This window comes from Winogradskyella aurantia (assembly GCF_002266855.1).
GTDB lineage: Bacteria > Bacteroidota > Bacteroidia > Flavobacteriales > Flavobacteriaceae > Winogradskyella > Winogradskyella aurantia.
Genome location: NZ_NGJN01000007.1, coordinates 111,220 through 125,415 on the forward strand (window position 1 = coordinate 111,220; position 14,196 = coordinate 125,415).

Here is a 14,196-nt window from a genome sequence, read left to right on the forward strand (position 1 = left end):
TCTTGTTTTGGCGTCTATGTAAATAGATGCAATATTTGCAAGGAATTTCAAATACTTGTAACACAATTCATATTTGCTCGTCTTACTTGAAACTAAATTTAAAACCAATCCAATGGGTATATTAAAAATCAATAATCTATCTAAAACCTACTCCAATGGGGTTAAAGCCTTAGACAACGTAACTCTAGAACTTGAAAATGGCATGTTTGGTCTGCTTGGCCCAAATGGCGCTGGAAAATCCACCTTGATGCGAACCTTGGCTACACTGCAAGAGGCCGACTCTGGTACTGCTACCTTAGATGATATTGATATTTTAAATCAACCCGCAGAACTCAGAAAGGTCTTAGGGTATTTACCTCAGGAATTTGGGGTGTATCCACGTATCACGGCAGAACAATTACTGTCGCATTTAGCTATACTCAAAGGCATTAGTAATTCTTCTGAACGCAAGGAACTTGTTAATTATTTACTCAACAAGGTAAATTTATATGACAAGCGCAACAAATCCGTTAAAGGGTTTTCTGGCGGTATGAAGCAAAGGGTTGGTATTGCCCAAGCTCTTATTGGTAACCCGAAATTAATTATTGTTGACGAACCTACTGCGGGATTAGACCCGGGTGAGCGTAATCGATTTTACAATCTCTTGGCTGATGTTGGCAAGGACGTTATTGTAATTCTTTCTACTCATATTGTAGATGATGTTAGGGAATTATGTACAAAAATGGCCATAATGAATTTTGGCCAAATCGTTTACCATGGCTCTCCGTCAGATGCTATTGAAGAGCTGAACTCAAAAGTATACCAGAAAATGGTAGATCGTAGTGAATTAGAACAATATGCGAGTGATTATAAGATCATTTCAAATAAAATGGTTGGCGGACAACCTTTAATACATGTTTATAGTGACGAGCACCCACAGAATGGCTTTAAACAGGTGACACCCAATTTAGAGGATGTCTTCTTTTCTAAAATAAATACCAACAGTGTCCTTGTTTAATCATTTCTAATCGTTCTTATCATGTTTAAAACATTCTTTTTATCAGAATTAAAATATACACTTAAACAACCCATGGTGTATATTTTCATGTTTGTGCTAGGGTTAATGGAGTTTTTTGCTACGGTTAGCGACAATGTCATCATTGGTGGCGCTATTGGTAATGTGTATCGAAATTCACCCTATACCTTGACGATTCACATTAGCATCTTCTGTATTTTCAGCCTTATCATGGCAGTTGCTTTTTTCAATAATGCCGCCTTGCGCGACTTTAACAATGAATTCAACGAAATCCTTTTTACAACACCGCTAAGCAAACCAGGCTATTTCTTTGGTCGCTTTTTTGGCGCTCTTGTAGTAGCCACTTTACCTCTAGTTGGGGTTTTTATAGGTATGCTCATTGGCACTTGGATGAATTCTATTTTTGAATGGATCGATCCTTCCCGCTTTGGCCCATTTTACTTTGAAACCTTTTTAAACAACTACTTGCTATTCATCTTACCAAATATGTTTTTGGCTGGAGCCGTCATTTATGCTATGGCCAATAAATGGCGAAGTACCATTATATCCTTTGTGGGTGGTCTTTTAATTATTGTTGCCTATATCGTTTCTGGCTCCTTAATCTCGGATATTGACAATGAAACTGTGGGTGCTTTAACTGATATATTCGGCATCAACACCTATTCTATAGAAACCAAATACTTTACACCTGCTGAGAAGAATACGATTAGTCCAGGTTTTGATGGTCTGTTATTTCAAAATAGATTGATATGGTCAGCCTTTGGATTAATTGTTTTACTCATTTCCTATTTCAGCTTTTCCTTTAAACAAAAAAATAAAACAATCAAAAAACAAAAAGCGCAGAAAGACTCGAAAATAGGAACATTCAGCTTACCTCAGCTCCATCCGAGTTTTAACTCTAATACCAACTGGCAACAGTTTAAGAGCTTTTTTTACACCAATTTTTTGAGTATTGTTAAAAGTGTTACGTTTAAGATATTGTTCTTATTTTGTATAATCATTCTTGTTGCAGAATTGAGCGGTGGTTTTGAATACTTTGGATTGCAATCCTATCCCTTGACCTATAAACTTATCGATTCCATTACGGGCAATACCATTCTCTTTACAGTCATTATTCTCATCTTCTTTAGTGGTGAATTAATCTGGCGTGACCGCGATTACAACATTAATGAGGTCATTGATGCCACACCACATATTTCTTTTATTTCCCTAGCGGCTAAAACCTTATCTCTTGTATGTATCACAACCATATTAAACCTCTTTTTTATACTTATAGGCGTATTGTATCAGCTTCTCCATGGATTCACCAGAATTGAGCTTGACGTTTACTTACTCGATTTCTTTTACGGCAATCTCCCTCTCTATATTATTTATGGTGGAATTATGATAACTATTCAAGTCTTATCTAAAAATAAATACATAGGGTACTTCATCTCTGTACTGGTTCTATTTGTTTGGGAAATCATTTTAAGTATTCTAGATATCAGCACCAACATGTTAGACATTGGTAGTAGTCCATCCCTATTCTATTCAGACATGAATAGCTTCGGACCTGGTGTAAAAAGTGCACTTTGGTTTAATTTCTATTGGATTTTAGTAGCGTTAATTGGGCTCATGTTAGCTGGTGCTTTATGGAACAGAGGTGTACATCGGTCGTTTATGAGCAGAGTCAAAAAAGCCAAACAAGAAGTGCCTAAAAGCTATAAGGCTGTATTGATAGTAACTACATTCATATGGTTGGGTGTAGCTGCATTTGTGTATTACAATACACAAATCTTAAATCCTTACAAATCTAGTGATACCTTAGAACAACTTGCTGCAGATTACGAAAAAACCTACGGAAAATACAAGGATATTATCTCTCCAAAAGTTACAGATGCTAAATATTTTATTGATATTTTTCCAGAAGACCGAAATATTCACGTCAAAGCGGATATTGCATTAACCAATGAATCCAATGTCCCTATTGATTCCTTACACTTTTATTTCAGCGAAGATTGGGAGACGGAATTGAAAATTCCCAATGCTAAACCTGTTTTTACCGATGGCACTTACCTCTTGACTATCTATGAGTTAGACCCACCCTTGCAACCCGGCGAAACAACAAGAATTAAATTAGACAATAAATACATCACCAAAGGGTTCAGCAATGGTACTGGTAACACAAGTGTTGTGAATAACGGTACGTTTATTAATAATGGATTTATTCTACCGACGATGGGCTACAACGAAAATTTTGAACTATCTGATAAGAACACCCGCAAAAAATATGGACTAGAACCAAAAGAACGTACTCCTGAATTATCTGGTGACATCTCTGAATTGCATTATAGAAACTATATCAATAATGGCCAATCGGACTTCATTAATGTAGAGACGGTAATTTCAACAAGTGATGACCAGATAGCCATTGCGCCAGGCTCACTTCAAAATAAATGGGAAGATAATGGTAGACGCTATTACAAATACAAAACGGATACACCCTCTTTAGATTTTTATTCCTTTATGTCCGCTGATTATGAAATAGCTACACGGCAATGGAACGGTATAAATATTGAAGTATATTACGATAAAAAGCATCCACAAAATATAGAAATGATGCTCGATGCCGTAGAACGCTCGCTTAAATACTATACTGAGAATTTTGGACCTTATTACCACAAGCAATGTAGAATTATTGAGTTCCCTAGGTACGGTTCGTTTGCTCAAGCCTTTCCAGGCACAATGCCTTATTCTGAAGCCATAGGTTTTGTTATTAATTTGGAAGATGAAACCGAAAATAATATTGTGGATGCTGTTATTGCGCACGAGATGGGACATCAATGGTGGGCACATCAGCTTATTGGTGTAAATATGCAAGGTAGTACCATGTTAAGTGAAAGCTTTTCTGAATATTCCTCACTTATGACCATGAAGAGTATTACAGACAACCCAATGAAAATGCGTGAATTCCTAAAATATAATCACGATCGCTACCTACGAGGTCGCAGTGGTGAACGCTTAAAGGAATTACCACTTTATAAGGTAGAAAACCAGGGCTATATTCATTATGGTAAAGGAAGCGTAATTCTCTATGCATTACAAGACTATATTGGTGAGGACAAAGTGAATACTGCTATGAAATCTTTCTTAGAAGAATATCGTTACAAAAAACCACCATATCCTACATCTCTGGATTTCTTAAGACATTTAGAACCTCATGTACCTGATTCGTTGAACTATTTAATTGACGATTGGTTTAAGGAAATCACCCTTTACGACAATCGCTTAAAAGAAGCCAAGTACAAAGAGTTGTCTAATGGCAAATATGAGGTTACCTTAGAGATAGAAAGTTCTAAAATCAAATCCGATAGTTTAGGTAACGAAACCAAGGTAGCCATTAACGATTGGATTGATGTTGGATTTTTCCTAGACGACGAAGAAGAAGAACTCTATAAAGAACAGCGTCTCAAGTTTAACAATGAAACCATGTCTATAACCTTAGAACTAGACAAACTCCCAGTAAAAGCTGCCGTAGACCCGAGACATGTACTAATTGACCGTGTTTATAGTGATAACATAAAAAGTTTAAGTTTAGAATAATTTAATCATACTTTTTAGAAAACGGCTCTTCTCAATAAATTTTGAAGAGCCGTTCTCGTTTCAGTTAAAAACGTAACACAAGAGATTGTTATTTTAATTACTATTTTTGCAGCATATAATTAGATGAAATGAAGGCATATATTTTTCCTGGCCAAGGTGCCCAGTTCCCGGGAATGGGGTTAGATTTATATGAAAAATCCGATTTGGCCAAAGAGCTCTTTGAAAAGGCCAATGATATTTTAGGGTTTTCTATTACAGATATTATGTTTGAGGGTTCAGCGGAAGACCTAAAACAAACTAAAGTTACTCAACCAGCTATCTTTTTACATTCGGTTATACTAGCCAAAACTTTGGGTCATAACTTTAAGGCAGATATGGTCGCGGGTCATTCACTCGGTGAATTTTCAGCCCTAGTTGCGACGAGCGGACTTAACTTTGAGGACGGTTTAAAGTTAGTATCCCAACGCGCTCTGGCCATGCAAAAAGCATGCGAACTACAACCAAGCACTATGGCCGCTGTTTTAGGATTAGATGATGATATTGTTGAAAAAGTTTGCGCTATGACCGAAGGAGTTGTAGTTGCCGCTAATTATAATTGCCCTGGACAACTGGTTATCTCTGGAGAAATTGACGCTGTTAACAAAGCTTGTGAAACCCTGAAGGAAGAAGGCGCAAGACGGGCTTTGGTCTTACCTGTAGGTGGTGCATTTCATTCACCTTTAATGGAACCTGCCAAAGAAGAGTTGGCAAATGCTATTGAAAACACCTCATTCAATGCACCAAGCTGTCCTATCTATCAGAATGTTACAGCTTCAGCAGTTACAGACGAAAATGAGATTAAAGCCAATTTAATTTCGCAATTAACGGCACCCGTAAGATGGACACAGTCTGTGCAGCAAATGGTTGAAGATGGTGCAACACATTTCATTGAAGTTGGCCCTGGAAAAGTTCTGCAAGGCCTTGTTAAAAAGATATATAGAGAGGCAGAGGTATCTTCTGCTGTATTTGAACTTAATGCCTAAAATTGCTCCAATTGAATAGAAATTTATTTATTGTCCTGCTTATCGTTGTCAACATAGCCGTTGATCAAATCTCAAAAGTACTAGTTCGTGCCAATTTTGAATATGGTGAAATTAAATCTTTAATTGGGGATAAATTCATTATGCAATATGTTGAAAACAAGGGTGCTTTTTTAGGTATGGGAAGCGATATGAACGATTCCCTTAAACTTATATTTCTACTTATCCTGCCTGTTGTGGTTCTTGGGTATGTAGTTTACTATATTATCACGAACAAAGATTTAGACCGTACTAGCCTTATCGCTTTTAGTTGTATCGCTGGTGGTGGCATTGCAAACGTGTTTGACCGGATAACCAGAGGTGAGGTTACCGACTTCTTTTTTATAAACCTTGGTGGAGTCTTTAAAACAGGCATATTCAACTTTGCAGACCTTTCTGTAACCACAGGTATGGTCCTACTACTTTTAGCTGGACTATTTAATAACAGAAAGAAAAAGTCTAATGAAGCCTCAATGCCTTCTTAACGGGCAATTTGGCAATCTTTACAATCCTTAACTTCACCATAATACGTTTCACGATACTTATGGAGGGTCTTAACAGGAATAGTCAGGAAATGTTTTTTGATATAGGTAACATTTGTATATAATTTACCCATTTTTGGAGAAAATCGCTTTTCAGTGCGTGTTTGCCTTTTAATCTGTATCAATTTCATTGTAATTCCGTTTGCATTAACTACAAAAGAACAAAGATGCACATTAAATGACAAGTATGGAGTGTTAAATTATTGTTAATCAAAAATATAATCCACAGATTATCAACGTGAAAGACTCTTGTTTGGTTAAATTTTATTCCTAATACGTTGCTCCCACTTCCAAGCCGAGGACATAGCATCATCTAGTGATAATTCTGTTTTCCACCCTAGAATTTTTTCCGCTTTTGAAGTCTCGGCATAGGCCGCAGTAATATCGCCTTCGCGCCTTTCAACAATTTTATAATTAAGTTTTTCTCCAGTAACCTTTTCAAAGGATTGTATGGCCTCAAGTACAGAGCTTCCTTTTCCTGTACCTAAATTAAAGATTTCAAAATTTGATTGGTTCTTGTTTTCAATCAGCCGTTGAAGGGCAACAACATGAGCTTTTGCCAAATCCACGACATGTATATAATCTCTTATACAGGTTCCATCTGGTGTTGGGTAATCACCACCAAAAACAGATAGCTGCTCTCGGAGACCTATCGCCGTTTGTGTAATATATGGTACTAAGTTCTGTGGAATGCCTATGGGCAGCTCGCCAATTCGGGCACTATGATGTGCACCTATAGGATTAAAATACCGAAGGGCTACACATTTTAAATTAGAATTCACCTTACAAGTATCTCCAATAATCTCTTCGCCTATTTGCTTAGTGTTTCCATATGGTGACTCCGCAGGTTTAACTGGAGCATCTTCGGTAATGGGTAATTTATCGGCTTGACCGTAAACCGTACAAGACGAACTAAAAATAAAGTTCTTTTGGTTTAACCCCTCCAGTTCTTGCAAGATGTATACCAAGGTATTTATATTATTTTCATAATACATCAAGGGGTTTTGTACACTTTCCCCAACAGCTTTACTCGCCGCAAAATGAATGATGCCCGCTATATCTGGATGTTTTTTAAAAACACCCCGTACATCTTGTTTATGCTTTAAATCTAACTTTTCAAAATGAGGTCGCTTTCCGGTTATAGCTTGAATCCCATCTAAAACTTCTATCGATGAGTTACTGAGGTTATCAATAATAAGGACGTCGTACCCTTCATTTTGTAATTCTACAGCCGTGTGAGAGCCGATATAACCTAAACCTCCTGTTACTAATATTTTCATTTAAGAATTAATAAAGTTAAGAACTGTAGTGGTAATATATGCTATTTGTTCATCATCCAACTCTGTGTGCATGGGCAATGATATCACTGAATCAATGAGGGCATTGGTCACCTTAAAATCGTCTTCGTTGTACCGACTGTCTTTATAAGCCTTTTGTTTGTGCAATGGAATGGGGTAATAAACACCACATGGAATTCCTTTTTCATTTAAATGGTCTACCAAGGCATCTCTATCGACATCATTTAAATTTAACGTGTATTGGTGAAACACGTGGCAGTCACAAGTATCACAAATCCCATCGCATTGTGATAAGCCACTAGGTGTAGTAATTTTAGGGTGATTCTTAAAAGCCTCATTGTATTTTCGCGCTGCATCTCGTCTTGCATTATTATAGCTATCCAAGTGGGGGAGCTTAGCGTCCAATACAGCTGCTTGTATAGCATCAAGTCTAGAATTTACACCCACCACATCATGGTGGTAACGCTTGTACATCCCATGATTTACAATACCTCTAATAGTGTGTGCCAAATCATCATCATTAGTAAAAATAGCACCTCCATCACCATAACAGCCAAGGTTTTTGGATGGAAAAAATGAAGTAGAGGCCACGTGACCAATAACTCCGGTCTTAGTCTTTGAGCCATCTTTATGGGTATAATTAGCGCCTATCCCCTGTGCATTATCCTCAATGACATATAAGTTATGTGCTTTTGCCAATTCCATTATTTCGTCCATATTGGCTGCCAAGCCAAAAAGATGAACGGGCACAATGGCCTTTGTTTTTGGAGTAATGGCTTTTTTGACCGCATCCACGTCTATATTAAATGTAATTGGGTCTACGTCTACTAAAACAGGTGTTAATTTTAGAAGTGCGATTACCTCTACAGTAGCAGCAAATGTAAAATCCGCGGTAATGACCTCATCACCTTGCTCTAAGCCAAGTCCCATCATCGCAATCTGCAATGCGTCTGTACCGTTAGCACAAGGAATAACATGTTTTACATCTAGATAATCTTCAAGATTTTTTTGAAACTGATGAACCTTAGGCCCATTTATAAAGGCTGCATTGTCTACCACCTCTTGAATTGAAGGGTCAACAATGTCTTTTATTTTAGAATATTGACCTTGTAGGTCAACCATTTGAATTTTTTTCATTCTGAAGATTATATTATTAGTAAATCGTTCCGGTTAGGTCCTAAGCGAAAATACAAAATTGTAACGGCTATGCCAATGCAATTAATTGAAAGAAATGTATTTTAGCATAAATCAAAAGTTTGAGACTATTCTATTCCATAGGAATTTATTTGGCCAGCTCTATTATAAAGGTTTTAGCGCTATTTAACCGTAAATTAAAAATTGGAGTAGTAGGACGTAAACAAACCTTCATAAGACTTGCAGATTCCGTAAAACCCTCTGATAAGGTATTTTGGTTTCATTGCGCCTCCTTGGGAGAATATGAGCAAGGCCTACCAGTGTTTAAAGCCCTAAAGACAAAATATCCCAATTACAAAATAGTCCTCTCCTTTTTCTCCCCTTCTGGATATGAAGTAAGAAAAAATACTGATTTGGCAGATACGGTTGTATATCTGCCGTTAGACACAAAAGCTAATGCCAACCGCTTTTTAGACCTGGTTCATCCAGATTATATCATATTTGTGAAGTACGAAATTTGGCCAAATTTTCTTCTTGAAATGAAAAAAAGACGGCTTAAGGCTATTTTGATATCGGCAGTATTTAGAGAGAACCAAAGTTTCTTTAAATGGTATGGCTCTTTAATGCGGGCTGCACTCACTGCTTTTGACCATATTTTTGTGCAGGATGAAAATTCGAAAACCTTACTTCAACAAATTAATTACCATAAAACTACCATTTCGGGCGATACACGTTTTGATCGCGTGCTAAGTCAGCTCAACCAAGATAATGCCGTAAGGTTTATCGAAAATTTTATTGATGGGAAAACCTGCATTGTGTTTGGCAGTACTTGGCCTAAAGATGACGCACTTTTTATGAACTTCATTAATCGTAATAACGATGAGAATTTAAAATTCATAATTGCGCCCCATGACCTAAAGGCGAACTATATTACCGCGATTAAATCACAATTAAATGATAGTACTATCAGTTACTCTGATAGGCATGAGGATGAAAAACTAGCAAAAGCTAAAGTATTTATTTTAGATACTATTGGCTATTTGAATAAGGTTTATAGCTATGCCCAAATTGCATATGTTGGCGGTGCCGCAGGAACTACAGGTCTACATAATGTTCTAGAACCTGCAGTATTTGGCATTCCTGTCATAATAGGCAAAAACTACGATAAATTTCCAGAGGCTAAATCACTTGTTAAACTCGGTGGGATTACATCAGTAGCTAGTGCAGTTGAGTTTGAGTTTGCCATCTCTGAATTACTTTCAAATAAGCCAAAACTCAGGAAACAAGGGGCTATCAATAGCGATTTTATTGCAAAAAATAGGGGCGCCGTAGTCCAAATCGTTGATTATATCCGTATATAACACAGCTGAAAATCTAGAAATACTGAAAATTTAAAATTTTCATTGAGTTAGTATTTTCATATTTTAACAATTAACACTAAAACTATTAGAATGAAAAGAATTGTATTAAGTTTAGCAATGATAGCTGTACTAGGATTATCATTTACATCTTGTAGAGAAACAAAAGAAAAAACCGAAGACGCTGTTGAGGAAGCTACAAACGCTGCAGAAGAAGCCACTGAAGATGCTGCTGACGCCGTAGAAGATGCTACCAAGGACGCTGCAGAAGCGGCAGAAGACGCTGTGGATAGCGCCACCGACGCGGCTAATGACGCTGTAGACAGCGTTAAAGAAGGTGCTGAGGATATGGCTAATGATGTTAAAGATGCCGCGAATGACGCTGTAGATAAGGCAACAGAAGCTGGCCAGAAAGCAATGGAAGATGCTAAAAAAGCTGGTAATGATGCTGTTGACCAAATGAAAGAAAACTAAGAACTCTAGTTTCTTTGAAGATAAAGCCTGGTGTAAGCCGGGCTTTTTTTATTTAGTTTACTGTTGATTCTTCCAACTTTAATTCACTTGGAATAACTAAAGTCATAAATTGGTGGTCTTCACTTTTAAAGCTATCCAAAAGAGTTTTCATGGATTGTTGCCCAATATCAAATGCCTTTTGGTGTATAATGGAGATTCTAGGACTAGAAAGCATTGGTGTTTTATCATAGCCGAACCCAATCACAGACAAATCTTCCGGTACTAAACGCCCTAACTTCTTGGCCATATTTATAGCAACAATACCTGTGATATGATCTATTGAAATTACGGCATCAATTTTTGGATGATCATTTAAATATCTAAAGACCTCTTCTTCTACATTTTCAACATTTCCCAACTTCAGGACATTACTTTGCAAGCCATGCTCTTCAATAACTTTATTGTAGCCTTTAATTCGCAGTTTGCCAACGCTTAACTCCTCTATATTGCTTATCAATAGAATATTAGATCTCTCCTCTTTTTCAATAAGAAACTTTGTAGCTTCGTACACGGATTGAAAATCATTAACAATAACCTTATCACACTCTATATCCTGTATAACACGGTCAAATAACAAGATTGGGATTCTATTTTCCAATACTCTTGCAAAATGCTTAAACTCAGACCGTACTTGACTTTCGCGGGCCACAGCGATAATGAATCCATCGACACTCCCGTTAGACAACAATTCTAGACTACGCTTTTCCTTAGAAAGCAGCTCATCTGAAAGACAGACTAGTATATCATAATCATGTTTTGTAGCGGCTGTTTCAATGCCATGTAATACCTCAGCAAAAAAAGGATTAGTAACCGTAGGCAAAATAACGCCAATAGTTTTAGTTTTATTGGTTTTAAGTTGTTGGGCTATTCTGTTGGGTTTGTAATTGAGTTTAGCCGCTAACTCATTAACGCGTTTCTTTGTCTGCTCACTGATTTCATGACTGTCATTTAAGGCCTTTGATACCGTTGATACGGAGATGTTTAATAACTTGGCTAATTCCTTGAGGGTGGTCATATCAATTTAATTTATATCAAAAAAAAGGGCGTATTAAAAATACACCCTTTTATAAACTTATGCTAAAATGCGGTTTTAGTTTTTAACTAATTTAACCGTTCTAGTGCCATTGGCAGAAGTTAACTTTGCCAAGTAGATTCCATCTCTTAAATCTGAGGCGTTAATTTCAACCTCACTTGAGTTCGGTGCAATTCTAATGACTTCTTTTCCTAGAATATCAAACACTACAACCGTACTTAAATTCTGATCATTAGACGTTTTAATTACCCATCTGTCTGATGTTGGATTCGGAGCCACGCTGAAATCAGTCAACTCGAAACTATCAGCACTTAGGGTGTTTGTAGTACTAAAGAAAATATTATCGAAGAATACTTCTCCATTACCATCAAATTTCCATTGGAATATGTCATTCAAATCATAATTTGCATTAGCCGGCATAAAGTCTAAGAAATGCTGTAATGGAATAAAGACGCTTTGCCATGAATTTGTCACAATAGCTGCGTCAGGCGTTGCTCCGCCAAATCTAAATCTTGGCTCTGTTGGATCACCGCCACCTATTCCAGCAGTTGCATCAATCAAGAAGAAATTGAATTCAGTAGTAGTGGTAGCATAGTAGTTCAAATGAACGAACTGGTATCCCCCAGCAACTAAATCTACCGGATCCCATTGTGCCCCATAGAAAAAGAATCCTGAACCATCAATACGTCCAGCATTATTACCGTTCCCCTCAATGTCAACTTCTGTAATGGTAGCACCACCAGAAAATGCATTAAAATTAAAATTTGTTACTGTAGACCCAGGAAGACCACTATACACGTATAAATCTGTTCCTGTTGACCCAATCTCAGGAGCATCTGTCGTTGGACCTGCTGGAGGAGGACATGCTGGACAATCAGGTCCACCGCAGTCTACACCAGTTTCTTGACCATTTTGGATTCCATCATCACATGTTGATGTTGCAGCATCGACTATGATTGAAACATTGTCGATATTTGCAGAAACACTACAACCAGCATCACCACCACAAACTGCTTCGATGAGAACTGAGACACCGTTACTTACATCAGTACCAGGAGCAATAGTATAGGTACCACTAAATGTTGTCCAAGTGCCAGATAATGATGGGGCAGGATTGAATACATGAGTAAATGAGGCGCCGCCGGCACCCTCACCAAATAACAATACATTAAACACGCCTCCAGGGGGTACAACCGTCCCTATATGGTCAAAGGAAACTGTTATATCGTCTCCTGCAGCCACACTACCAGCACCAATGGCTTCTTGTTTAAAAGCGGGATTACTTGGACCACCAGTTTCTAGCTTACCAGACCATGTACCACCATTAGCAATAGTATTGTCAATTGACACAGTGCCACCATTTTGAAACAATAGCCATCCGGTGTCATCTCCTGTTTCAAAATCGCCATTTATTGCTATTTCTGTTTGAGAAAAAGACACTAAGGTCATCGCAAACATAAAAATCGATAAAGTAATTTTTTTCATAAATTGTTGTTTTTAATTAATATTTGGCTCAATATACAGATTTTATCATAGAACTAGCAGCTCTACACCACTACACCACCTATACATTAGCGGTGTTTACGTTAAAATTTAAGTTTCTATGAATCGTTTTCTAGTATTTTAACTTTTCATCCTTATCCCAAATCCCCCAATAGGCACCCACATCACCTTCATCACCAACTTTCCAGGATTCATCAAAAGAAGAGAAGTAAAAACAATCAATATCTGCCTTTTGACACCAAAGTTGGGTATTGATAAAGTACTTCAAAAAGTTTTCATCAGACGGTTGAGCCGCTCCTAAATTTTCACCTTTACTTGGCCATCCTGTTTCAGAAATAATCACTTTTTTTCCTTTCGCTGCTTGTAATACCTGACCATACATTTGTTGCATATGTGCCAAGGCATAATCTATATGACAGCTTTCCCAAAAAGGGTAACAATTAGTAAGTATCACATCACAGAGCTCCGTTAAATCAGGATGCACAGAAAACTCATAATACGCGTCTACATAACTTACTGGAATCTCAGCAGGTATAGCAGCTCTAACTTCACGAATATGTTCTTTTAATTCTTCTAAAGGGATGTCATTTCTATACAATACTTCGTTTCCTACTGCAGCGATATCGACTAGTCCTTTATTCGCCAAATCTATCAACGCATCAAGTTCTTGTCTATTTTTTTCTCTGTCATCTCCAATCCAAGCACCTACTAGGGTCTTAATTCCCAATTCTTTTGCCACTTTTGGCACAAACTCATTACCTTCAATACACGAAAAAGAGCGAATCCACTTGGTGTGTGGTTTTAATATTTTCATTCGTCTCATGACCTGAGCCTCTGTGATATTATCACCGGGTTGCTGACCATCTTCATACATACTAAAGCAAAGACCAGACATGCCCCCTTTAACTATTTTACGAAAAAGCTTTACGAGCTCATTTCTTGATAGTCCTTTGGTATGATTATGTTCATCCAGAGAAGCTAAGAATTTTTTATACTCCTCGGTTAATAAATTTTCCTTTCTGTAAGACATAGCTAACTAAATTTTAAATGTTTGCAATTTTAAACATATAGGTGCCTATTTGCAACTGTTTCCTTAATTCTTATCGAATAATTGAATGTTAAATAATACAATTTTATAACTTAACTCGTTTTTAAAGCTG

At 37.2% G+C, this 14,196-nt stretch carries 12 protein-coding genes; 6 read left to right on the forward strand and 6 right to left on the reverse strand.

All coding sequences use genetic code 11. The features are described 5' to 3' along the window. Positions 1–112: 112 nt before the first annotated feature. The 4 genes from CA834_RS12845 to lspA all read left to right on the forward strand — a co-directional run bounded on the left by CA834_RS12845 (position 113) and on the right by lspA (position 6,140). Positions 113–997 (forward strand): ABC transporter ATP-binding protein, encoded by an 885-nt coding sequence (locus CA834_RS12845; protein WP_094969185.1) that lies wholly within the window; start codon positions 113–115, stop codon positions 995–997. A 21-nt stretch (positions 998–1,018) separates the two neighbouring features. Then, a complete protein-coding gene (locus tag CA834_RS12850) occupies positions 1,019–4,597 on the forward strand; it encodes a M1 family aminopeptidase (RefSeq protein WP_094969122.1) in 3,579 nt (1,192 codons plus the stop codon). A 128-nt stretch (positions 4,598–4,725) separates the two neighbouring features. Continuing rightward, positions 4,726–5,619 (forward strand): ACP S-malonyltransferase, encoded by an 894-nt coding sequence (fabD, locus tag CA834_RS12855; protein ID WP_094969123.1) that lies wholly within the window; start codon positions 4,726–4,728, stop codon positions 5,617–5,619. A gap of 11 nt (positions 5,620–5,630) precedes the next feature. Continuing rightward, a complete protein-coding gene (gene lspA, locus CA834_RS12860) occupies positions 5,631–6,140 on the forward strand; it encodes a signal peptidase II (protein ID WP_094969186.1) in 510 nt (169 codons plus the stop codon). On the opposite strand, the gene CA834_RS12865 is transcribed toward lspA, so the two are convergent. The 3 genes from CA834_RS12865 to CA834_RS12875 all read right to left on the reverse strand — a co-directional run bounded on the left by CA834_RS12865 (position 6,137) and on the right by CA834_RS12875 (position 8,632). Continuing rightward, positions 6,137–6,328 (reverse strand): hypothetical protein, encoded by a 192-nt coding sequence (locus CA834_RS12865; RefSeq protein ID WP_094969124.1) that lies wholly within the window; start codon positions 6,326–6,328, stop codon positions 6,137–6,139. The genes lspA and CA834_RS12865 overlap by 4 nt on opposite strands. A gap of 126 nt (positions 6,329–6,454) precedes the next feature. After that, positions 6,455–7,477 (reverse strand): UDP-glucose 4-epimerase GalE, encoded by a 1,023-nt coding sequence (galE, locus tag CA834_RS12870; RefSeq protein WP_094969125.1) that lies wholly within the window; start codon positions 7,475–7,477, stop codon positions 6,455–6,457. Continuing rightward, positions 7,478–8,632 (reverse strand): DegT/DnrJ/EryC1/StrS family aminotransferase, encoded by a 1,155-nt coding sequence (locus CA834_RS12875; RefSeq protein WP_094969126.1) that lies wholly within the window; start codon positions 8,630–8,632, stop codon positions 7,478–7,480. A 119-nt stretch (positions 8,633–8,751) separates the two neighbouring features. Between CA834_RS12875 and CA834_RS12880 the strand changes: the two genes are divergently transcribed. Beyond that, positions 8,752–9,990, forward strand: a complete 1,239-nt coding sequence (locus CA834_RS12880; protein ID WP_094969127.1) for a 3-deoxy-D-manno-octulosonic acid transferase — start codon at positions 8,752–8,754, stop codon at positions 9,988–9,990. Between the two features lie 90 nt (positions 9,991–10,080). Then, the gene (locus CA834_RS12885; RefSeq protein WP_206186879.1) at positions 10,081–10,461 is read left to right on the forward strand and encodes a hypothetical protein; all 381 of its coding nucleotides are present in this window, start codon (positions 10,081–10,083) and stop codon (positions 10,459–10,461) included. 52 nt (positions 10,462–10,513) lie between these two features. Here CA834_RS12885 and CA834_RS12890 read toward each other — a convergent pair whose 3' ends face one another. The 3 genes from CA834_RS12890 to CA834_RS12900 form a co-directional block, all read right to left on the reverse strand. Next, positions 10,514–11,515, reverse strand: coding sequence for a LacI family DNA-binding transcriptional regulator (locus CA834_RS12890; RefSeq protein ID WP_094969128.1), 1,002 nt, complete (start codon positions 11,513–11,515; stop codon positions 10,514–10,516). 75 nt (positions 11,516–11,590) lie between these two features. After that, positions 11,591–13,018 carry a T9SS type A sorting domain-containing protein gene (locus CA834_RS12895; RefSeq protein ID WP_094969129.1) on the reverse strand — a complete coding sequence of 476 codons (1,428 nt, stop codon included), beginning with the start codon at positions 13,016–13,018 and terminating at the stop codon, positions 11,591–11,593. A gap of 130 nt (positions 13,019–13,148) precedes the next feature. Continuing rightward, positions 13,149–14,066: a glycoside hydrolase family 17 protein gene (locus tag CA834_RS12900; protein WP_094969130.1), complete on the reverse strand. Its 918-nt coding sequence runs from the start codon at positions 14,064–14,066 to the stop codon at positions 13,149–13,151. Positions 14,067–14,196 lie beyond the last annotated feature (130 nt).